The organism is Mucilaginibacter terrae, assembly GCF_031951985.1.
In the GTDB taxonomy this organism is placed as follows: Bacteria; Bacteroidota; Bacteroidia; order Sphingobacteriales; family Sphingobacteriaceae; genus Mucilaginibacter; species Mucilaginibacter terrae_A.
On the sequence record NZ_JAVLVU010000001.1, the window covers coordinates 1,900,177 to 1,921,475 of the forward strand.

Here is a 21,299-nt window from a genome sequence, read left to right on the forward strand (position 1 = left end):
GTTCGATTAAGTTGTGTTCCTAAACGTTTAATTTTGCTTGAGCTACAGCACTTTTATATAGTTGAAGATTTAATAAGCTTATACTTCTCTTCCAATTCTATACAACTGTCTACCGCGTGTTGCTGCGCTTTGTTAACGGTATAAATAGTAGCTAAAAGCAATACCATTACAAAACCGTAAAATACCCCAAGCATGATTGTATTGAGCTGCTTATATACCTCCAGTTGAATAATTAGCAAGTTATATAGTTGAAACAAGGCAACGCTTATTATTAAAAATGAACTACCCATTTTAAAGGTGAGCATTTTATTGTAGCGCTTAAAACGCACAGAGTTAAATTGCCCATGCACAACCAATCCGCCAATTAACAATAAGCCCGTTACGTTAAAAATCATTTCGGGTTTATGTATTACGCGAAAAACAATGCTACACAAATAAACAACACTCACCATCAAAGGCAATGTTTTGAAATTAAAATTACCGAGCCAAAAGTTTATGAAAAGTTTAAAATATCGCTTTTGCAAATTACTGCGCATGGCATCCTCAAATACGCTAAATCCCATAACGCCAAACTCAGAATGAGTAATGTTGATGGCCTGCGTGAGTGAGGTTTGGGGTTCGGTGCTAATAATTTCTTTTACCCGGCAGGCTACATGGTCTGTAATTTCCATTTGCAAATCGGGCTCAGTAAAGCCACGTTTGCTGATGAAGGCTTTTATTTCATTAATATCTGCGGAGGAAAGCTTCATTTTACTACAGAAATTCTAAGGTCTTCTTTTAAAACCTTAACCGAACTTATACCATATATAAGATACAGTATAACCACAGGCGTTATAATTGCAATATGCCCATCTCTTAAAAATTTATAATTCTCATCATTCAGTAAAACACCTGGTAAAAACAAAAGACAATTAAATATGCTGATTCCAAAAGTTGCTATTCTTTCGGCAATACATTCTTTTATTGATGGCTTGTATTTTTTACTAAAACGGTTACAGGGAGCTATTTTTAACCAATAAGGTAAAGGCATCATAGCAATTCCAAACACTACTAAGAATAACACCCTACGCGGAATATATCCTGCCATATTATAAATACCTATTGCAATTAAAACTGTGAGCAAAATTAATGGAAGGCTAAACCAATTTTTAATGTATTGCCATAACCGGTTTCCAACATACTTTCGTACAGCTTTCAACCGTTCCTGCTCCGACTCTTTTATGCCATCCCACCCACCAAACTCGGTATTGATAATGTTACGGGCTATAGCACCGGGGTTACCTTCTGTAGGCATCTCTTCTACAGAAGAGAGGATATGGTCATATACTTCATCAATAGTTTCGCGAAATTTTATATTTTGCCAAAGAACACTTTTAATGTCTTGCTGCTCCTGTTCTGTTATTTTCATGAGTTTTGAGTTTTAAGATTAAGGATCAGTTGTAACTGCTCAATAAATGCCTGGGCTTCTTGCAGCTTATTGCTTACCTGCTGGCCGCCATGCGTAGTAAGGCGATAGTATTTGCGTACACGGTTATCAACTACCTCATTAAAAGTCTCTAATAAACCATCCGCCTCCAGTTTGTGCAGGGCGGGGTAAAGGGCCCCTTCAGTTAACTTCATCTCGCCGGCGGTAAGATCTTTTACTTTTTGGGTTATTTCATAACCATACATCTGCTCATTATCTTCTAATAGTTTGAGAATAATGGTTTGAAGCGTACCCTTTAATAGCGGACTTGTACTCATGAAAGCAAATATATAATTTTATTATATACATAAGAAAACTATGCATTGTTATTTATCATAAAAAAGCCCCGCTTGTTCAGCGAGGCTTCTATATTTAAATAGCTTATTATGCATCAATACGCGCATACTTGGCATTCTTTTCAATAAACTCACGGCGCGGGGCAACTTCATCACCCATCAGCATCGAGAAGGTATGATCGCACTCGGCGGCGTTTTCAATTGTAGCACGGCGCAAAGTACGCGTGGCAGGGTTCATGGTAGTATCCCATAACTGCACGTCGTTCATCTCACCCAAACCTTTGTAGCGCTGTACGTGTACGCTATCTTCTTTACCGGCACCTTTTAAACGCTGTATAGCGGCATTACGCTGCTCGTCGTTCCAGCAATATTCAAACTCCTTACCTTTTTTTACCAGGTACAACGGCGGCGAAGCTATATATACATAACCATTCTCAACCAGCTCCTTCATATAACGGAAGAAGAAGGTTAAAATCAATGTAGTAATGTGCGAGCCATCCACGTCCGCATCCGTCATGATGATTACTTTATGGTAACGGAGTTTGGTAAGGTTTAACGCTTTATCATCCTCTGGAGTACCTATGCTTACACCCAGGGCGGTAAACATATTTTTGATCTCCTCGTTTTCGTAGATCTTGTGTTCCATGGCTTTCTCCACGTTCAGGATTTTACCCCTCAACGGCAGGATAGCCTGAAAATCGCGCGCGCGGCCCTGCTTGGCAGTACCACCCGCCGAGTCACCTTCGACAAGGTATATTTCGCAAACTTTCGGGTCGCTGTTGGCGCAATCGGCCAGTTTACCTGGTAAACCCGAGCCGCTCATTACGCTTTTACGTTGCACCATTTCGCGCGCCTTACGGGCAGCGGCACGGGCTGTTGCAGCTAAAATAACCTTATTAACAATCATTTTAGCCTCTTTAGGATTCTCTTCAAGGTAGATACCTAAAATTTCGCCTACGGCAACGTTTACTGCCCCGCTCACCTCGCTGTTACCCAGCTTAGATTTGGTTTGCCCCTCAAACTGAGGCTCGGCAACCTTAACCGATATAATAGCAGTTAACCCCTCACGAAAGTCATCGCCGGTAATGTCAACCTTAACATTTTTCAGCAAACCCGATTTATCGGCATAGGCCTTTAGAGTACGGGTTAAACCCATTCTGAAACCGGCTACGTGCGTACCGCCTTCAATGGTGTTAATGTTATTTACGTAAGAGTGTACGTTCTCGCTATAAGTTTCGTTGTATTGCAAAGCCAGTTCAACCGGTATGCCTTGCTTAATACCTTCTACATAAATAGGCTCGGGTATAATAGGTGCACGGGTACCATCTAAAAACTTAACAAACTCTTTCAATCCGCCTTCAGAGTAAAACTCTTCGCTTTGGAATGAACCATCTTCTTCGGTAACACGCTCATCTGTTAAAGTTAAGCGTATACCTTTATTTAAAAAGGCAAGCTCGCGTAAACGCGCGGCCAGCGTATCATATTTGTATTCGATGGTTTGTGTAAAAATCTCCGGATCGGGCTGAAACCATTGTATGGTACCCGTACGGTCAGATTCGCCAATGGCTTTTACTTCAAACATAGGTTTGCCACGTTCGTACTCCTGGGTAAAAACTTTACCCTCGCGGTGTACCAGCGTAACCAGGTGGGTAGATAGCGCGTTAACACATGATACACCCACACCATGCAAACCACCCGAAACCTTATAAGTATCTTTATCGAATTTACCACCGGCGTGCAGCACGGTCATTACGATCTCGAGAGCCGATTTATTTTCTTTGGTATTAATGCCGGTAGGTATACCACGGCCATTATCCTCAACCGTAATTGAGTTACCTTCATGTATAGTAACCTTAATAGTATCGCAGTAGCCGGCCATAGCCTCATCAATGGAGTTATCCACTACTTCGTACACCAGGTGGTGCAAACCCTTAACACCTGTATCGCCAATGTACATGGAAGGTCTTTTGCGTACTGCTTCCAAGCCTTCCAGAACCTGAATATTATCTGCTGAATAATTTGATCTATCCTGATTTTCTTCGCTCATGTTTAAGTTTAATATAACTAACAAATATACGCATAAATGCCCAAATTATGATTAGTGTTGATAACTTACCACGTCACTAACAGGTCATTAAAAACATTAGGATAGTGATGATGAAATTATATATTTGTGAAAATTTTTTTAATTGAGCACGATGAAGAACCCTGCTTCGATAATATCGAAAATTACTTTAAGCTTACTGGTAGCCGCAAGCATAGCTGCCTGTACCCAAAACAAAACCGCTGATAAACCAGCCGCAGCTACAACCACCACTGCAACAGCCGACAATAACCTCAAAAACGGCGATATTGTATTTGTTAACTCAGATACCTTACTGAATAAATACAATTACTTTAAAGATATGGCCGACCGCCTGGAAAAAAAAGGTAAAGCCGCACAGGCCGATCTGCAAAGCAAGGGCCAGGCTTTTCAGCGTGAAGTTGCCGAATATCAAAAATCGGCTCAAACTATGGCTGCAGACCAGCGCCAGGCTACCGAGCAACGTTTAGCACGTAAACAACAGGAGTTACAGGCTTACCAGCAAAATGCAGGCGCACAAGTGCAACAAGAGCAAGCTGGCGAGCAAGCTAAATTATACGAAAAAGTAGCTGAGTTTTTAAAAACCTATGCTAAAGAAAAAGGCTATAAAATGGTAATGACCTACCAAAAAGGCAACAGCGGTATTTTATATGGAGATGCCAGCTTAGATATTACTGCCGATGTAGTTAAAAAACTGAACGAAGCTTACGCTAAGGATAAGAAATAATTGCCCCACCCTAACCCTCCCCGGGAGGGAGGGAAACACAATATTCAATGCCTTCTGTTAAATACACAGAAGGCATTTATTTTTATAAACAAATTATCAAAAGCCCTCCCTCCTGGGGAGGGTTGGGAGGGGCTAATGAACCACGAAACATACATGCGCATGGCTATTGCGCTTTCAGAAAAAAACGTAGCCGAGGGCTTAGGCGGCCCGTTTGGTGCCGTAATAGTTAAAGATGGCAAAGTGATTGGAGCAAGCGGCAATAAGGTAGTACCCACAAACGACCCTACCGCACATGCCGAAGTATCGGCCATACGGCTGGCTTGCCAGGAATTAAATAATTTCAGTTTAGAAGGCAGCGTAATTTATACCAGTTGCGAGCCTTGCCCCATGTGCCTGGCCGCTATTTACTGGGCCCGTATCGATAAGATCTACTACGCCAATAACAAGGCCGATGCAGCCGCAATAGGTTTCGACGACCAGTTTATTTATGAAGAACTCGACCGCCCCAAAAGCGAGCGCAAAGTACCCGTAGTAGAAATGCTACGCGATGAAGCCTTAGGCGCTTTTAAAGCCTGGGAAATTCACGAAGGGAAAACACACTATTGAGAAGAGAAGTAAGAGACAAGAGCCAGGAACCAAGATGAATTACTAAGCAGTATTGTCTTGGCTCTTGATTCTTGGCTCTTGGCTCTAGTTTCGCTACCTATCCGAGTGTCCCAAGCTCTTTCCGGGGTTTACCACGTCTCGCACCAACTGTTTTAACTCCTTAATTTCAGGGAAACGGCCCTCGGTTTTGCGATCAAATATTTCTGTGCCATCAATGCTAATGATGTAGCTTCCGCTTACTTCGCTTGGTTTGAGAAGCACACCATTTACATCATCAGTAAAAGTGGTTAACAACTCCTGCGCCATGTAAGCCGCCCGGAGCATCCAACCACATTTTGGGCAGTATTCTATACTGATGATAGGTTTCAATCCTCTGTCTCCTCTGCTTCTGTTCCACCTTGAGGGGGTGGCGGGGTAAAATATCCTTCCTGCAAATCGTCAATCTCGCGGCGATCGCGTTTGGTGGGGCGTCCGGCACCACGGTCACGGCGAAGCATCGGCGCGTTAAACATCGATTTAAAAGCCGTACTATTTTCGGCCGGGGTTAAATCAGCATAAAACTCAACTGCCTTTTTAGCATCCACCCTGTTTTCCAGCAAACCTGTTACGGTGATGATCTTGCGCTCCAGGCCTTTCGACACATTGTAGGTTTCGCCAACTTTTACCTCATGCGATGCTTTGATGTTTTGCCCGTTCAGCTTAACACGGCCCGCTTTGCAAGCTTCGGTGGCCAGGGTACGGGTTTTAAACAAACGTATCGACCACAGGTATTTATCTATTCGTAGTTTCTCTTTTTCTGGCATAGTTCAATACAAAATTAACACTATTGTTTAATAATGTTAAGCATTGGCCGGCATAACAGTGTGACCCTAAATTTAATTAGCCACTAAAACGGCCAGTTTAACACGCTTCAAAATATAAATAATAAGGCAACTCACCGCCGTTACTATGATGGTTGAAAGTATGGGCAGAATGATGGAACATCCGGCAAAACTTAATTCGCCAAGCTTGGTAAGCCTCGGGAAAAACGCAATAATGAGCGGGTTTATACAAAATATACCTAAAGTATTTTGGGCAATATTTTGAATGACATTACCCGTCCCCCTATTAATTTCATTATAAGTGAGATTGTGACTAAAAGCCGAGTTGGCAATTAGCATAGCCACCACAAACACACTCGGAAACAAATACGGGCTTGCATCTTCAGGGTGAAGGTATACCTCTAAGGGCATTAAAACTACTGATATTACAGCCAGCCAAACCGGCACTTTAAATATAGCATCTTTGTTGTGGGCAAAAGCTATTCCCAATACCACATAGGGCAGCCAATACACAAAAGCACGATCGCTTATTTTGCCTACAATATTAATATTTAACCAGCCAGAGTATGATACCGCTACAAAGAACACCAGCGATATTACATACAATACCACCGGGCGGTTCACTAATGGCCGGGTAATTTTGCTAATGAGCGGAAACAACAACAGCAACTGAAAAAGTATAATAAAGTAGTATTGACCCGACCAGCCGTATCCTACCCAATATTTACTAATGATAGATACAATATTCAATCCTTTATGCTTTCCTAACAGGAAAAAATACACTGCCGACCAAAACAGAAACGGAATTAGCAGCTTAAAAAACCTCGAAAATGAAGAGCCCGAACCTTTTTTGATTAAAGATTTTTCGGCAAAGAACGCCCACAGGAAAATAAATACCGGAACACAAAACCGGAAAGCATCGGCCCACATTTTAATACCCTGGTGGCTTATATCAAAAGCGGTAGGATTAAACTTAATCATGCTGTTACCGTGTATAAACACTACGGCTATTATTGATATTACCTTTAAAATATCTAATGATGCCGAACGGCTGTTTGCAGTTGTATTTGCTGCGGGTAAAGGTTGATTCATGTTTGTTTAATAATTACAGCTAAATATAGAGTATCTTTTTAAATAATGACGGGCGTTACTAATTAACTTTAAAGCACAATAATATGCTAAATACATTGTAACCCTTGTTTAGGGTAATACTGTTAAATTTGCTCAAAAATCCCTTTATTTGCGAAAACTTTTGAAATGGCCGCTACTTTAAAAAAAATGATAGAAGATGCCTGGGAAGACCGGGGATTACTTAACGGAAACGACTATGTTAATGCTGTAGAAACAGTTATAGAGCGCCTTGACAAAGGCGAACTACGCGTTGCCGAGCTGATTACTAACCGCTGGCACGTTAACGACTGGATTAAGAAAGCTGTAATACTCTACTTCCCTATCCGCGAGATGGAAGAAATTAAAGTAGGCCCGTTTGTGTTTCATGACAAAATGAAACTTAAAACCGATTACAAGAAAACCGGTGTACGCGTAGTACCTCATGCTATTGCCCGTTACGGTGCACATTTAGCAAAAGGCGTTATCATGATGCCATCATATGTAAACATTGGTGCGTTTGTTGACGAAGGCACCATGGTTGATACCTGGGCTACTGTAGGCTCATGCGCTCAAATTGGCAAGCATGTTCACCTGAGTGGCGGTGTTGGTATAGGCGGCGTGTTAGAACCCGTACAAGCTGCCCCGGTAATTATTGAAGACAACTGCTTTATTGGCTCACGTGCCATTGTGGTAGAAGGCGTACATGTTGAGCGCGAAGCAGTATTAGGTGCTAACGTGGTTTTAACGGCCTCAACCAAAATTATCGACGTAAGCGGCGAAACCCCTATTGAATATAAAGGCCGCGTACCTGCCCGTTCGGTGGTAATACCAGGTTCTTACACCAAAAAATTCCCAGCAGGTGAATATCAGGTTCCGTGTGCCCTGATCATCGGCAAACGTAAAGAATCAACTGATAAAAAGACATCTCTTAATGATGCATTGAGAGACAACAATGTTGCTGTTTAAGTTGTATCTATAATTAAACCCGTGTCATTGCGAGCGATAGCGTGGCAATCTCCTAATGCAAGGTGTAATCAAGCTGAGATTGCCACGCTATCGCTCGCAATGACATATTCTTTTTCGGCCAAGTTCAACTGATAACTAAATGATAGTAGGGTACGATGCCAAACGCGCTTTTTTAAACAATACCGGGCTGGGTAATTACAGCCGCTGGTTGATTAAGAGCATGGTACAGTTTCACCCCGAAAATCAATATCGTTTGTACACACCTCGTATACGCGATAATCGCCATAAAAACGAATTAAGTAAGCTAAAAAATATTTGTGCCGTAACGCCCGGCCGCATGTTTCTGCCATCATGGTGGCGCAGTCAGGGGGTGGTAAAAAACCTCAGGACAGATAAGGTTGATCTGTATCACGGCTTAAGTCACGAATTACCATTTAGTATAAAAGAAAGCGGCATTAAAACTGTGCTCACCGTGCACGATTTAATTTTCATGCGCTTTCCGCAGTATTTTAAGTGGATAGATCGATTGATTTATAAGGCCAAATTAGCTTACGCCTGCCGCACTGCCGACCGCATTGTAGCCATAAGCCAAAAAACCAAAGATGATTTGGTTGAACTGCTCAATATACCGGCTTCAAAAATTGAAGTAATATACCAGGGTTGCGATAATACCTTTACTTTATACAATAGCGAGGCTTACCGCACCAAAATTCGCAAAAAATACAACCTGCCTAAACGATATATTTTAAGCGTGGGCACTATTGAAGAGCGCAAAAACCTTTTATTATTAGTTAAAGCCCTTGCCCGAAGTAAAGATAGCATTCGCCTTATTGTAGTGGGCAAAGCCACCGATTATATTGAAGAAGTTAAACAATTCATCAACGCAAGTAACACGGCCTACAGGGTTACGTTTTTGCACGATGTAACCTTTGATGAGTTACCGGTGCTGTATCAACTGGCTACGCTTTTTGTTTACCCCTCGCGCTACGAAGGCTTTGGCATACCGGTTATTGAGGCACTGTGCTCGGGCGTGCCGGTTATTGCAGCCACAGGCTCGTGTTTGGAAGAAGCCGGTGGACCCGACAGCCTGTATATAAACCCCGACGACGACGAGGATCTTGCCCGTAAAATTAGCCGGGTTTGGAACTCTCCTGCGTTGCGGCAGCAAATGATAACAAAGGGTTTTGAATACGCCAAAAACTTCAACCACGAAAAACTGGCAGACCAGCTTATGCAATTATATCAAAAGACACTTAACCATGCTTAGAGACGAAGTAAAAAAAGCATTCGAAGTAATTAAAGACGGAGGTATCATCCTCTACCCTACCGATACCATTTGGGGCATTGGCTGTGATGCAACCAACACAGAAGCCATACAAAAAATATATTCGCTAAAGCAACGTGCTCTCGAAAAAAGCATGATTATTTTGCTCGATATCGATGCCAAAATGGAAAGCTACATAAGCGAAGTACCTGCCATTGCTTACGACCTGATCGAATTTGCCGAAAACCCATTAACCCTGGTTATGCCTGGTGCTAAAAACATTTCACCGGCATTAATAAGCGAAGACGGAAGTATTGCCGTGCGTGTTACAAGTCACCCGTTTTGCAAGCAACTCATTGAGCGTATGCGTAAGCCACTGGTGTCAACATCGGCCAATATAAGCGGGCAGCCATCGCCACAAAACTTTTCGCAAATAGCGCCCGAAATTATTGAGGGGGTTGATTATGTAGTGGATATCGATCAGCACGATCTTTCCATCAAAAAGCCATCAACCATTATGCGGATTGATCCTACCGGTTTATTTGAGTTTATCAGGAAATAAATTCGTGATTTTTCTTTTTTCAAAATTTAACAGATAGTTAAGGTTTTTTGCTAAACTTGTGTTTATCAAAACCTCTATCATTAAAATTTTTATTGCCAAATTGCCTCTCAATTATGATGAGACGGATATAGCCACGCTATTTATAACCTACGGCGACATTGCTACCATTAACCTGATTACCGACCGCGAAACCGGCCGTAGCATGGGCTATGCATTTGTGGAGATGCTGAACGATGAAGACGCCCTTAACGCCATAAGCCATTTAGATAAGAAAACCGTAGGTCACAACAAACATCTGGCTGTAAGCCAGGCAACCGAAAGACCTAAACCCACAGATGCCTTTAACCGCAATAATAACAACAGCGGCGGGGACTATAATCGTGGTACTAATAACTATCAACGCGGCCACAGCAGCAATCAAAACACTAATTATTATAAAGACCGGAATTACAATGGCTACAATCATAGCGAAGGCAATCCATTGTCGGAGTAATAAGTTTTTATTCGTTAAATATATTAAGAACAGGCTGTATGGAAAAATCCATACAGCCTGTTTTATTTACAATAGAGCAAAATATTGTACTAAATAGCGAAACTCGCCAGCATAATAGTTTATTTAGAGTACAGTTTGTGTTTAATAAACACGACACTGTTAATAACTTATAATACTGTTTACAAAAATATCTTTATAACTAATTTTTACGTTTTTAATAAGCTATCAGTAAAGATATATTAGCATTTGACTATAGTTTTCAGGTATGAGATTAAAGTTTGATTAAACAATTACATCATAATGGTAAAGTAAATAGCTGTTACAACTTATTATATTTATTGAATTTGATTGTTTGGCGTGTTAATTGCAAAGCATTAATTAGTTAAGTTTTTTTAGCCGAACGCATACAACATGATAAATAATATGAGCAGGATATTAGCGGTGGACGATGACAAGGACATCTTAGAAGCCTTGCAACTGGTTCTTGAAGATTATGGTTACGAAGTAAATACACTTGCCGACGGTCATCAATTATTTGACGTTATATACAAAGCACAACCCGACCTTATACTAATGGATATTATGCTTAATGGTTTAGACGGGCGCGACCTGTGCAAAAACGTAAAACTCAATCATAAAACTCATTCTATACCGGTTATCATGATTTCGGCAAGCCACAATGTAGGCGACGTACTTAAACAGGAATGTGCCCCTGATGATTTTTTGGCAAAACCTTTCGATATAAGTATGCTCATTAATAAAATTCAGCGACAGTTAGCGGCATAATTTTGTTGCTCAATTCCATATATTAGCTGTTTCCGCGAAAATTAATAAACTGAGGGTAAAGCCTTTATTATTCAAACTTTACCTCATTATACCATCTATTAGTTACTTTCGTTTAAAAAAATGCAATCCGGCTTGTTTAAACATGCTGCGGATTGCATTTTTGCATTTGCTTTTGTTAACAGCTTTCTGATGATTAAACTCAAACCTATTGCTGCGTGCGCTCTACTGTTAGGTACGTTAACCGTTAAGGCCCAGCAAAATGATTCGTTTCAAATATACCGTACTTATCATACGGCTACTACCCTGCTCAATAATGGCCAATTTGTAGCCGCCGCCGAACAATTCAGGCTTATTGAACAGGTTAGGTTGCAAGCCGGTAATCAGCCTAAGTTCGAATCTGAACTATCTCTACTTAAAGAAAACTCACAATACTACGAAGCTCTGTGTGCGCTTGAATTAGGAAATGATGATGCTCTGGCCTTGTTTATGCGGTTTATTAAAGAGCATCCCGAAAATCCGCTTTCCAAACTGGCCTACTTCCAAATAGGTAAATCATACTCCAAACAACAAAAGTATGGCGATGCTATTTTATGGTTCAATAAAATTAATGCCAGCGAACTAAACGGTCGCGAGTACACCGAATACAAGTTTCGCAAAGGATACGCTTACTTTGATATGGGCGATTATGCCTATGCCCAGCAACAGTTTAGCGAGATAAAGGATAAAAAATCATCTTTCCAAGAAGATGCCATTTATTACTTTGCTTACATAGCCTATTTAAATAAAGACTATCATGTAGCATTGGTAAATTTCGAAAAGCTAAAAAATTCTAAAAAATACGAGAGCAGCTATCCATACTATATAACGGCAGTTTACTTTTTAGATAAACGGTATGATGATGTATTAAACTACGCCATCCCTATTCTCAACTCTACCAAGCAACAGCACGAAACCGAAATGCTGCGCATAATAGGCGCATCATACTTTGCCAAAAACGATTACCCTAACGCGGTTAACTATTATACCCGCTTTCAGGAGCGCGACCAGGGCAAAACGCAAAATAGTCAGGATAGCTACCAAATTGGTTACGCACACTACAAAACCGGCAACAACGCCAAAGCCACCGTTGAGTTATCAAAACTGGTAAACCAAAGCGATGAATTTGCGCAAAATGGTAACTATACGCTTGGCAGTATATTCTTAAAATCGGGTAATAAGCAATCTGCCCGAAACGCTTTTCAAATTGCATCAAAGCTCGACTTTGACAAGCAAATACAGGAAGAAGCTTTGTTTGAGTATGCCAAGCTATCATACGAACTCGACTTTAACACCCAGGCTTTAGAAGCCACCCGTTTATACTTGCGCAACTATCCGCGCTCAAAACGTTTAGACGAAGCCAAGACTTTATTGGGCGAGGCCCTCCTTAACTCTAAAAACTACAAAGAAGCCGTAGAAATACTGGAGCCTATTGTGGTTGCTAACCCAAGTGCTGCCGAAGCTTACCAAAAGGTGACGTACTACCGTGGATTGGAATTTTATAACGAACGTGCTTTTGAGAATGCTATCGGTATTTTCCTGCGCTCGTTAAAACATCCGCGCGACGAGAAAATTACCGCCCTAACTACTTATTGGCTGGCCGAAGCTATGTACGAGGTACGCAAGTACGGCGAATCGGTTGAGCAATTTGAAGAATTTTTACAAAATCCTGAATCGAGACAGCTTAGTGTATATAATTACGCTAATTACGGTTTAGGTTATGCGGCCTTTGGTGCCGAACAATACAAAAAAGCTGCCTCTTACTTTGAACGCTTTTTAGCTGGTGGCCCAACTGATAAAAATACCATAAATGATGCGGTTGCCCGTATTGCCGACAGTTATTTTGTGCTAAAAAGCTACGGACAAGCCATGTCGTACTACGACCGTTTGATTGCCAGCGGCAGCCAAAGCCAGGATTATGCTCTGTTTCAGCGTGGTATGATACAAGGTTTGCAATCATCGCCCGACGCCAAAATAGCTACCCTGAACGATGTATTGACGCGCTACCCTAATTCAGATTTTGCCGATGATGCCTCGTTCGAGATAGCCTATACCTATTTCCTGAAAAACGATGGCGAACGTGCAAAAACCGATTTGCAGGCCATGATTCAAAAATGATCCTAACAGCAGCTACGTGCCCCGTGCCTTGGTTACTACTGGCTTAATTGATTATAACAATAACCAGGATGATGCCGCTGTTGAGTCGTTTAAAAAAGTGGTGCAAACCTATCCATCTGCTCCCGAAGCTAAACAAGCTTTAAAGCAAATTGAAAAGATCTACACTGATAAAGGCGACGCCCAAACCTTTATTAACTACGCAGGCACTACCCCAATTGGTAATTACAGTGCTGCCGAGCAGGAAAGCATTATGGCTACTGCCGCTAACAACCTTTACCTCAAAGGCGATTGGGAAGGCACTGTTTCTGCCGTTGGCGCTTACTACGATAAGTTCAAAAACAAGCCTATTTATGAAAAGCAAATGCGTTTTATTCGTGCGCAGGCTTTGGTTAATTTGAACCGTACCGATGAGGCCGTGCAGGATTACGCTGTTATTTTAAATGACTGGACCAGCGCCTACACCGAAAAATCGCTGATCGCTATTTCGAAGATGTACATATCGCAAAAGAAATACAACGAAGCCGTGGTGTATTTAAAACGCCTCGAAACCAATTCAGAATACAAAGCCGATTATACATTTGCCATTAATAACCTGCTCCTCTGCTACACCCAAATGGAAATGGCCGATGATGCATTGCATTATGTACAGTTAGTTAGAGAAAACGAAAAATCGGCAGAGGAAGATAAGTATAAAACTGGTTTGTATGCGGGTAAAGCTTATTTAGATAAAGGCGATACCACTGCCGCTATAAAAGAGCTTAACTATACGGTTAACAACACCAAAACGGTTGCCGCAGCCGAGGCTAAATACAATATTGCCGAAATTGAATACAAAAAAGGCAACTACAAGGCATCGCAAAAAACCTGTTTCGACATCATCAACAAAATGTCGAACTATGATTACTGGCTAACCAAAACTTTTATCCTGCTGGCCGATAACTATTTGGCGCTTAAAGATCCTTTCCAGGCTAAAGCTACGCTGCAAAGTGTAATAGACGGCTACAAAGCCGACGACGATATATTGCCAACGGCAAAAGCCAAACTGCAGCAAATAACCGATGCCGAGAAAACAGCACCGGCACCAGCTCCGGCCGCAACCAGCCCTAAGAAAAAAGGATAATTAGCACCACAACGTTTTTGATAATGATAACCAAATATATCTATATAATACTCATAACCGCTTTTGCATTTGGCACGGCCTCGGCACAAACCCAGCCGCCTGTTAAAAAGCCGGTTACCAAACCCACGCAAAAAGCACCGGTAACTAAACCGGCAGCCAAAAAACTGGGCGATGCCGCTGCAAAAACCACAAAGCAGGATACTTCTAAAAAAGGAGGTGCAGCAGGAAATAACCAGCCGCAACAAAACGGCGGGAGTTTATCAGAAGAAATTGTGGTAACTACCATTTACAAACCAGTTTTGGCCGATGCTGTTAAAATTCGTCGCAACCCTAATTTAGAGGAAACTACGCCTTATAAAGCACCGCTTACTTACAGCACCATTGATAAGCGACTGGAACTTAACAGCGATATACGCCAGTTAGAAGCCATGAAAATGCCCGTGGAGCGTGACTCTATACCAGCCGATAATTTTGTACGTGCCGGGTTCGGTAGTTTGCGCACCCTTTTTGGCGAAGCTTATATTAATAACGGTAAAGACCAGGCCCTGCAAACCGGTGCCCACATTAAATACTTTGGTCAGCAAGGCAGCGATTTGCAGAAACAAAATCAAAGCAAACTTGAAGCATCAGTATTTGGCAAAAGCATTGGTGAAGAGAATACATTGACTGGTCGCATAAACTACCAGCGCCGCAACAATTACTTTTATGGGTACGATAACACACTTGCCGTACCTCCTATTGATCCAACAAAACAGCATTTTAACACTATTAGTGCCGAAGGCGAACTTAACCGCAACTACCAGGATACCGATCGTGTATTTACTTATGCAGCTAAGGTTAGCGGCTACCTGTTCAGCAATGCCTTTAAAGCCCGCGAAAATAACGTGGTATTAACCGGCTACCTCAACCAAACCATCAACCAGTTTTATGCAGGTTTGGCGGCATCAATAGATGTGGCTTCGCAAAAAGATATTAATTACTCTTTAAACAACAGCTTTTTGCGTGCTAACCCCTACTTAAAATTCCAGGGTAATAATTATAAAATTGATGCAGGTATCAACATTGTAAAGGAGTTTGGCGTTTCAAACCGCTTCTTTATTTTCCCGGCTGCTAAGCTGGAGTTCCAGGTGGTGCCACAGTATATACGTTTGTTTGCCGAGGCCAAGGGCGATGTTAACCGTTCATCCCTGCGCGATTTTTCGGAAATCAACCCTTTCATCGGTCAAAACATCAACATTAAAAACTCGGTCGATAAGCTGGATATTACCATTGGCTTAAAAGGCAGGCTTTTTGCCGGCTTAGGCTTTAAAGCAGCCGTGTTCCGCAACAGTATATCAGATTTGCCTTTGTTTGTGAGCAGCATACAACCTGCCGTAGCTAACCCGGCTTACCCGGTGGGTAACAACCGCTTTAATGTAATTTATGATGCTGGCAAAGCCCGTGTAAGCGGCTTTAACGGCGAACTGGATTACAAGGCATCTGATGATTTAAACATCTTTGGTCATGTAGAATTCCGCGATTACAAACTGGCTACCGAAGCACAGCCCTGGAACTTGCCTAAGTTTAAACTAACCGCTGGTACGTATATTCACATTAGTGATAAAGTTGATATTAACGGCTCACTATTATTTCGTGGAAGTACTAAAGATTTGGCTACCGGCAACCAGGTGGTTGGCATAAAATCATTTGCCGATTTAAGCGGTGGGGTAAATTATCGAGCTACCAAACAAATTTCAGTTTTTGTACAAGCCAATAATATTTTAAATACCAATTATCAAACCTGGTTATATTACCCCAACTACTCATTTAACATATTTGGGGGCGTAGGCTATAGTTTTTAATTATATTTGCCACTACTGGGTTTAAATATTGGTTAGTAAAAATGGATTTATCGGTTTATATTTCAGAACTGCTTAACGAGCATGGCACCATAAGCATACCGCAAATAGGCGTGTTTAAGCAGGTTCGTAAAAGAGGTTATTATAATACTGATGAGGGGAAACTATACCCCCCCTATTTTGAAACTGCTTTTGAACAGCAACCGGTAAACGATGATACGCTGCTCCGTTACCTCATTGAAAAAAGCAAGGTATCGGCATCATCGGCTAAGTTCTTTTTAGACCGTTACGTACAAAATATCGTACAACAGGCCGAAATTGGCGAAGCAATGATCGGTAACCTCGGATGGTTATCAAAAGAAGTTGATACCATCACCTTCAGGCCCGCAGCTAATATAAATGCAGGTTCAGCTGTATTTGGTTTCTCGCCTGTAAGTGTTAGCAAAGAACTTCCTCAAACCAAAGAAGAAGTTGAAGAAGCATTGGCACTTGCGGCTCAGGATAACACACCTGAAACACTTCAGCACACGCCTATTGAGCCTAAAACTTTTTCAGTTGAGAAAGAGCTTGTTGAAGCGCCTGCTCCACAACCATTAGAACAAGACACTACTCAGCCTACGGTAAAAGTAACCGCTACTGAACAACACGTTACTGCAGAACCTGATGCCGCAAAAACTTATTCAATAGAAAAAGAGCTACCTGCTACTCCACAAGTATCTGTAAAAGAGGAAGACGTAGTTATTGCGCCAAAAGCCAAGCCAACAATTTCACCTTTGGTGAGGCAACATAAACCGGCAGAAAAGCCCAAACAGCCCATAATAGAAGACATTGCTGTACCTGTTCCACCTGCAGCACCTGTTACATCGGTTGAGCCTACAGTTACCGAAGAGTATAGCCAGCCTGCAAAACCTTTTTATTTACGTCCTTTGTTTTATGCAGTAGCCATATTTGTTATTTTGGCTTGCGGTGCAATTTATATGCTTATAAACGCATCGGGCGATACCCGTAATTCGCAGCAACCATCAACAGCCGGACCAGTTGCAAAATCAAACCCAAGCACCGATTCGGTAGTGGTTAAAAATACTGCGCCTGATACGGTTGTGATCAAATCTCCTGCTCCTACCGATACTACCATTCGTAACACGGCACTGCCCGAGTCGACCGAGTTTGCGCCTGAGGTTGAAACACCAATCAGTGCGGCTACCCCAATAGTAAATTCTAATAACTATAAATTTGTATTAATTGGCGGATCGTACGGTACTTACGAACAAGCCATGGCTGCCAGTAACCGTTATAAAGCTGTTGGCATTAGCGCATCGCCGTTTGAAAATGCACGCAAACTGTATAAAGTAGCGTTAGGTTATTATAAAACCTATGCCGAAGGCCAGCAGGCTAAACAAGATTTTGTAAAGCAAGGCAAAGTGCTTAGCTGGAAATTATACGTTGAAACTCTTAGAAAGTAATTATAATGATGCTATTAACGCAGGTGACCGACACTGCCCAAAAAGTAATTGATACCGTAAACCGGGCCATTCAGCCGGTAACCACTCCCGCCGTTCCTGTTGATGATTTGCGCTTTGGCGACCTTTTGATTAAAGGTGGCTGGGTAATGATCCCCATCGGTATACTGGCCGTATTAGGTTTGGTTATCTTCTTCGAACGCTTTTTTACCATCCGCAAGGCATCAAAAGATGAATCGGAACTAATGCGCCAGATCAAGAGCAGTATTACTGCCGGCAAACTTGATTCGGCCGTAGCCGTGGCACGTAATAGCAATTCGCCGCTGGGTCGTATGTTACAAAAAGGCTTGCTGCGTATTGGCCGCCCAATTAAAGACATTGAAGGCGCCATTGAAAACGTGGGCAAACTCGAGGTATCAAAATTGGAAAAGAACATTGGCATATTGGGCATTGTTGCCGGTATTGCGCCCATGTTTGGCTTCTTAGGTACTATTTCCGGTGTAATTAAAATCTTTTACGATATATCAAAAACCAACAATTACAGCATGGATGTAATATCAGGCGGTTTATATCAAAAAATGATCACTTCGGCAGCTGGTTTAACGGTTGGTATTATTGCCTATGTTTGCTACCACATTTTAAACATGATGGTTGACAAGGTTATCCTGAAACTGGAAACTGATGCCATCGAATTTATTGACCTGTTAGAGGAGCCAAGCCGATGAACCTGAGAAAAAGACATAAAAGCGCATCGGCCGAAGTGCATACCTCAGCCATGAATGATATTATGTTCTTTTTGTTGCTGTTTTTCCTTATTGCATCAACTTTAACAAACCCCAATGTTATCAAGTTGTCTTTGCCTAAAGCGGCAGCCGGAAAAACACTTTCTAAAAGAACAATAAACGTTTCGATAACCAACGATTTTAAATATTATATAGATAAAACACCGGTAGCAGTGGAAAACTTACAAAGTGCATTGTCGGTATATAAAAAGCCGGACACAGATCTGACTATTGTTTTAAATACAGACTCCAAAGTAATTGTGCAGGATGCCGTGAACGTTTTAGATGTGGCCCAAAAATTGAATATAAAAGTAGTACTGGCTACCCAGCCCAAGTAATTGACATGGTAGATCATCGTAAGGAAGAGAATAATTACCCTAAAGCCTTTTTGGCAACCAGCGTAATACTGGCTATGCTAATAGGCTTAAGCTATTTTATTGTCTTTCAGCGTCCGCCTAAAGAAGATGATGGCACTGGTGGTATACTGGTAAACTACGGTACGGTTGATGAAGGCATGGGCGATGATTATATGAGCACCGAAGAACCATCGGTTGCCGAACAAGCCAATAACCAACGACCGGACAAAGCAACCCCGGTTCCGCCAACCGAGCAAGTTAATGCCACCGATGATGCCAGCAAGCCTGTAGTTACCCAAAATACAGAAGATGCCCCCGAAGTAAGCAGCAGCAATAAACCCTCGCAAGCGGTAGCTACCCAGCAGCCCGTTAAAGAAACGCCCAAACCAACGGTTAACCAAAATGCCCTGTACAAAGGCAAAACCAACAACGGCACAGGCGAAGGCGATGGCACCGGTTCAACACCGGGCAACCAGGGCAAAACTACCGGTACTACACTCACCAATAACTACAATGGTACAGGCTCGGGCAATGGCGGGAACCTTACCAATATGCCTCAGCGCAACTTTGTGAGCAAACCGGCCGTAACCGATGATGGTCGTCACACCGGCAAAGTAGTGGTTGACCTGAGGGTTGACAAGGACGGCAACGTAACCTACGCACGCGGCGGCGCCCGTGGCACTACTATTACCGACCAAAACCTTATTGATAAGTGCGAAGAAGCCGTAAAACGCTCACGCCTCAATTCCCTCGAAAATGCCCCTGATATGCAGCAGGGAACAGTAGTTTTTGTGTTTAGGGTGCAGTAAAATAGTTAGTAGTTAATGGTGAATAGTAAGTTATGGTAGGAATTAAACTTTCCTGCTTTTTAGTTTAGCAAGCATTATATTTTTAGGGTTATAGTTGATAGTTTTGCTATCATAAAATATGTCATTGCGAGGAACGATAGCGACGTGGCAATCTCCTTGCACTTCAACCTTGCATAAGGAGATTGCTACGCTATCGCTCCTCGCAATGACATATTCTTTTTGGCTTCAACAGTGAACCATCACTTAAAATGAACTATAACGAAACCCTCACCTACTTATACACTCAGCTACCCATGTTTACACGTGTGGGTGCATCGGCTTTTAAAAAGGACTTAACGAATACGATCGCCCTTTGTGAGAGGCTCGACAATCCGCAGCATAAGTTTAAAAGCATACACATAGGCGGTACTAATGGCAAGGGGTCAACCTCACACATGCTTGCAGCCGTGTTGCAAACTGCAGGGTATAAAACAGGCTTGTACACTTCGCCGCACCTCAAAGATTTCAGGGAGCGTGTACGCATTAATGGCGAAATGATAAGTGAGGACGAAGTGGTTGATTTTGTAGCTCAACATAAAGCCGACTTTGAAGAAATTGAACCCTCGTTTTTTGAGATGACGGTTGCTTTGGCTTTTGACGTTTTTGCGAGGCATAAGGTTGATATTGCCATTATTGAAGTTGGGCTGGGCGGCCGGTTAGATTCTACCAACGTTATAACGCCTTTACTTTCCATCATCACCAATATAGGCTGGGACCACATGAATATGCTGGGCAATACACTGCCACAAATTGCTACCGAAAAGGCTGGCATTATCAAACCCGGCATACCCGTTATTGTGGGCGAATATCAGCCTGAGGTAGCCGACGTGTTTATGCAAAAAGCGAAGGATGAGGATTCAGAATTGAAATTTGCCTCTGAGCGATGGGTGGTAGAGAGTCAGTATTCAAGAGTCGGGAGTCAAGACAAAGCTCAACTTATTTCAATAACAGTAACTTCTACCCACAACCCACAACTCACAACTCACAACTTAACACTCGACCTTACCGGAACTTATCAGCTTAAAAACGTCAGCAACGTGCTTTCAGCGGTGGAGGAACTGCGTAAACAAGGCTTTATAATTACCGATGAGCATGTTACCGAAGGATTAGCACATGTTAAAGAACTAACCGGTTTACAAGGCCGCTGGCACACACTAAGCACCAGCCCGCTTACCATATGCGATACGGGCCACAACCCCGATGGTATTGCCGAGGTGTTAAAAAACATTGCATCGGTTAAATATGAGCATCTGCACTTTGTAATAGGCATGGTGAATGATAAAGACATTACCAAAGTGCTCAACATGCTACCAAAAGATGCTACCTACTATTTTTGCAAACCCGATATTCCAAGAGGCCTTGAGGCTTTGTTATTAAAAGAGCAGGCCGAAGCCACTGGTCTGCATGGCCAAATATATTCATCGGTTCCCGAAGCCCTGAAAGCCGCGCAGCAGACAGCTACTCAAAAAGATTTAGTATTTGCAGGCGGCAGTACCTTTGTAGTGGCCGAAATAGTTTGATATATTTGGAAAGGTTCATGGATGATGGTTCATGGTTCATAG

General features: G+C 42.2%; 22 protein-coding genes. 15 read left to right on the forward strand and 7 right to left on the reverse strand.

Annotated elements, in window-relative coordinates; all coding sequences use genetic code 11:
* Nucleotides 1-53: 53 nt before the first annotated feature.
* From QE417_RS07635 to gyrB, 4 genes are all read right to left on the reverse strand, one after another.
* A complete protein-coding gene (locus tag QE417_RS07635) occupies nt 54-749 on the reverse strand; it encodes a hypothetical protein (protein WP_311948968.1) in 696 nt (231 codons plus the stop codon).
* Nucleotides 746-1,408 (reverse strand): hypothetical protein, encoded by a 663-nt coding sequence (locus QE417_RS07640; protein WP_311948971.1) that lies wholly within the window; start codon nt 1,406-1,408, stop codon nt 746-748. The genes QE417_RS07635 and QE417_RS07640 overlap by 4 nt, the downstream gene beginning before the upstream one ends.
* Nucleotides 1,405-1,743: a PadR family transcriptional regulator gene (locus tag QE417_RS07645; protein WP_311948973.1), complete on the reverse strand. Its 339-nt coding sequence runs from the start codon at nt 1,741-1,743 to the stop codon at nt 1,405-1,407. The genes QE417_RS07640 and QE417_RS07645 overlap by 4 nt, the downstream gene beginning before the upstream one ends.
* Nucleotides 1,744-1,849: 106 nt before the next feature.
* Entirely contained in the window at nt 1,850-3,808 is a 1,959-nt protein-coding gene (gyrB, locus tag QE417_RS07650) for a DNA topoisomerase (ATP-hydrolyzing) subunit B (protein WP_311948975.1), read from the reverse strand.
* 151 nt (nt 3,809-3,959) lie between these two features.
* On the opposite strand from gyrB, the gene QE417_RS07655 reads away from it, so the two are divergent.
* Nucleotides 3,960-4,571 (forward strand): OmpH family outer membrane protein, encoded by a 612-nt coding sequence (locus QE417_RS07655; RefSeq protein ID WP_311948977.1) that lies wholly within the window; start codon nt 3,960-3,962, stop codon nt 4,569-4,571.
* 135 nt (nt 4,572-4,706) lie between these two features.
* Nucleotides 4,707-5,177 (forward strand): nucleoside deaminase, encoded by a 471-nt coding sequence (locus QE417_RS07660; protein WP_311948978.1) that lies wholly within the window; start codon nt 4,707-4,709, stop codon nt 5,175-5,177.
* A 93-nt stretch (nt 5,178-5,270) separates the two neighbouring features.
* Here QE417_RS07660 and QE417_RS07665 read toward each other — a convergent pair whose 3' ends face one another.
* The 3 genes from QE417_RS07665 to QE417_RS07675 form a co-directional block, all read right to left on the reverse strand.
* On the reverse strand, nt 5,271-5,546 hold the full coding sequence (locus QE417_RS07665) for a SelT/SelW/SelH family protein (protein WP_311948980.1): 276 nt from the start codon (nt 5,544-5,546) through the stop codon (nt 5,271-5,273).
* The gene (locus QE417_RS07670) at nt 5,543-5,980 is read right to left on the reverse strand and encodes an RNA-binding S4 domain-containing protein (RefSeq protein ID WP_311948981.1); all 438 of its coding nucleotides are present in this window, start codon (nt 5,978-5,980) and stop codon (nt 5,543-5,545) included. Before QE417_RS07670 ends, QE417_RS07665 begins: the two co-directional genes overlap by 4 nt.
* Before the next feature lie 72 nt (nt 5,981-6,052).
* Nucleotides 6,053-7,090 carry an acyltransferase gene (locus QE417_RS07675; protein WP_311948982.1) on the reverse strand — a complete coding sequence of 346 codons (1,038 nt, stop codon included), beginning with the start codon at nt 7,088-7,090 and terminating at the stop codon, nt 6,053-6,055.
* Nucleotides 7,091-7,255: 165 nt separating this feature from the next.
* Here QE417_RS07675 and QE417_RS07680 point away from each other — a divergent pair, with 165 nt between their 5' ends.
* The 13 genes from QE417_RS07680 to QE417_RS07740 all read left to right on the forward strand — a co-directional run bounded on the left by QE417_RS07680 (nt 7,256) and on the right by QE417_RS07740 (nt 21,257).
* Entirely contained in the window at nt 7,256-8,074 is an 819-nt protein-coding gene (locus QE417_RS07680; protein ID WP_311948984.1) for a 2,3,4,5-tetrahydropyridine-2,6-dicarboxylate N-succinyltransferase, read from the forward strand.
* Between the two features lie 139 nt (nt 8,075-8,213).
* Nucleotides 8,214-9,341: a glycosyltransferase family 4 protein gene (locus tag QE417_RS07685; RefSeq protein WP_311948986.1), complete on the forward strand. Its 1,128-nt coding sequence runs from the start codon at nt 8,214-8,216 to the stop codon at nt 9,339-9,341.
* The gene (locus QE417_RS07690) at nt 9,334-9,900 is read left to right on the forward strand and encodes an L-threonylcarbamoyladenylate synthase (RefSeq protein WP_311948989.1); all 567 of its coding nucleotides are present in this window, start codon (nt 9,334-9,336) and stop codon (nt 9,898-9,900) included. Before QE417_RS07685 ends, QE417_RS07690 begins: the two co-directional genes overlap by 8 nt.
* A gap of 58 nt (nt 9,901-9,958) precedes the next feature.
* Nucleotides 9,959-10,393: an RNA recognition motif domain-containing protein gene (locus tag QE417_RS07695; RefSeq protein ID WP_311948991.1), complete on the forward strand. Its 435-nt coding sequence runs from the start codon at nt 9,959-9,961 to the stop codon at nt 10,391-10,393.
* 423 nt (nt 10,394-10,816) lie between these two features.
* Nucleotides 10,817-11,179, forward strand: coding sequence for a response regulator (locus QE417_RS07700; protein ID WP_311948992.1), 363 nt, complete (start codon nt 10,817-10,819; stop codon nt 11,177-11,179).
* A 189-nt stretch (nt 11,180-11,368) separates the two neighbouring features.
* On the forward strand, nt 11,369-13,333 hold the full coding sequence (locus tag QE417_RS07705) for a tetratricopeptide repeat protein (RefSeq protein ID WP_311948993.1): 1,965 nt from the start codon (nt 11,369-11,371) through the stop codon (nt 13,331-13,333).
* A 16-nt stretch (nt 13,334-13,349) separates the two neighbouring features.
* Complete coding sequence (locus tag QE417_RS07710; RefSeq protein WP_311948995.1) at nt 13,350-14,453, forward strand: tetratricopeptide repeat protein; 1,104 nt, start codon at nt 13,350-13,352, stop codon at nt 14,451-14,453.
* Nucleotides 14,454-14,476: 23 nt separating this feature from the next.
* Nucleotides 14,477-16,294: a hypothetical protein gene (locus tag QE417_RS07715; protein ID WP_311948998.1), complete on the forward strand. Its 1,818-nt coding sequence runs from the start codon at nt 14,477-14,479 to the stop codon at nt 16,292-16,294.
* 41 nt (nt 16,295-16,335) lie between these two features.
* Nucleotides 16,336-17,754, forward strand: a complete 1,419-nt coding sequence (locus tag QE417_RS07720; protein ID WP_311948999.1) for an SPOR domain-containing protein — start codon at nt 16,336-16,338, stop codon at nt 17,752-17,754.
* Between the two features lie 8 nt (nt 17,755-17,762).
* Nucleotides 17,763-18,476: a MotA/TolQ/ExbB proton channel family protein gene (locus tag QE417_RS07725; RefSeq protein WP_311954622.1), complete on the forward strand. Its 714-nt coding sequence runs from the start codon at nt 17,763-17,765 to the stop codon at nt 18,474-18,476.
* Nucleotides 18,473-18,871 (forward strand): ExbD/TolR family protein, encoded by a 399-nt coding sequence (locus QE417_RS07730; protein WP_311949002.1) that lies wholly within the window; start codon nt 18,473-18,475, stop codon nt 18,869-18,871. The genes QE417_RS07725 and QE417_RS07730 overlap by 4 nt, the downstream gene beginning before the upstream one ends.
* 5 nt (nt 18,872-18,876) lie before the next feature.
* Nucleotides 18,877-19,698, forward strand: coding sequence for an energy transducer TonB (locus tag QE417_RS07735; RefSeq protein ID WP_311949004.1), 822 nt, complete (start codon nt 18,877-18,879; stop codon nt 19,696-19,698).
* Between the two features lie 248 nt (nt 19,699-19,946).
* Entirely contained in the window at nt 19,947-21,257 is a 1,311-nt protein-coding gene (locus tag QE417_RS07740) for a bifunctional folylpolyglutamate synthase/dihydrofolate synthase (RefSeq protein WP_311949006.1), read from the forward strand.
* Nucleotides 21,258-21,299 lie beyond the last annotated feature (42 nt).

Excerpts from the sequence above, each read along its gene's own strand:
- QE417_RS07635 (WP_311948968.1), bottom strand. The coding sequence starts at position 749 with ATGAAGCTTTCCTCCGCAGATATTAATGAAATAAAAGCCTTCATCAGC.
- QE417_RS07640 (WP_311948971.1), bottom strand. The coding sequence starts at position 1,408 with ATGAAAATAACAGAACAGGAGCAGCAAGACATTAAAAGTGTTCTTTGG.
- QE417_RS07645 (WP_311948973.1), bottom strand. The coding sequence starts at position 1,743 with ATGAGTACAAGTCCGCTATTAAAGGGTACGCTTCAAACCATTATTCTC.
- gyrB (WP_311948975.1), bottom strand. The coding sequence starts at position 3,808 with ATGAGCGAAGAAAATCAGGATAGATCAAATTATTCAGCAGATAATATT.
- QE417_RS07655 (WP_311948977.1), top strand. The coding sequence starts at position 3,960 with ATGAAGAACCCTGCTTCGATAATATCGAAAATTACTTTAAGCTTACTG.
- QE417_RS07660 (WP_311948978.1), top strand. The coding sequence starts at position 4,707 with ATGAACCACGAAACATACATGCGCATGGCTATTGCGCTTTCAGAAAAA.
- QE417_RS07670 (WP_311948981.1), bottom strand. The coding sequence starts at position 5,980 with ATGCCAGAAAAAGAGAAACTACGAATAGATAAATACCTGTGGTCGATA.
- QE417_RS07675 (WP_311948982.1), bottom strand. The coding sequence starts at position 7,090 with ATGAATCAACCTTTACCCGCAGCAAATACAACTGCAAACAGCCGTTCG.
- QE417_RS07680 (WP_311948984.1), top strand. The coding sequence starts at position 7,256 with ATGGCCGCTACTTTAAAAAAAATGATAGAAGATGCCTGGGAAGACCGG.
- QE417_RS07685 (WP_311948986.1), top strand. The coding sequence starts at position 8,214 with ATGATAGTAGGGTACGATGCCAAACGCGCTTTTTTAAACAATACCGGG.
- QE417_RS07690 (WP_311948989.1), top strand. The coding sequence starts at position 9,334 with ATGCTTAGAGACGAAGTAAAAAAAGCATTCGAAGTAATTAAAGACGGA.
- QE417_RS07700 (WP_311948992.1), top strand. The coding sequence starts at position 10,817 with ATGAGCAGGATATTAGCGGTGGACGATGACAAGGACATCTTAGAAGCC.
- QE417_RS07705 (WP_311948993.1), top strand. The coding sequence starts at position 11,369 with ATGATTAAACTCAAACCTATTGCTGCGTGCGCTCTACTGTTAGGTACG.
- QE417_RS07715 (WP_311948998.1), top strand. The coding sequence starts at position 14,477 with ATGATAACCAAATATATCTATATAATACTCATAACCGCTTTTGCATTT.
- QE417_RS07720 (WP_311948999.1), top strand. The coding sequence starts at position 16,336 with ATGGATTTATCGGTTTATATTTCAGAACTGCTTAACGAGCATGGCACC.
- QE417_RS07725 (WP_311954622.1), top strand. The coding sequence starts at position 17,763 with ATGCTATTAACGCAGGTGACCGACACTGCCCAAAAAGTAATTGATACC.
- QE417_RS07730 (WP_311949002.1), top strand. The coding sequence starts at position 18,473 with ATGAACCTGAGAAAAAGACATAAAAGCGCATCGGCCGAAGTGCATACC.
- QE417_RS07735 (WP_311949004.1), top strand. The coding sequence starts at position 18,877 with ATGGTAGATCATCGTAAGGAAGAGAATAATTACCCTAAAGCCTTTTTG.
- QE417_RS07740 (WP_311949006.1), top strand. The coding sequence starts at position 19,947 with ATGAACTATAACGAAACCCTCACCTACTTATACACTCAGCTACCCATG.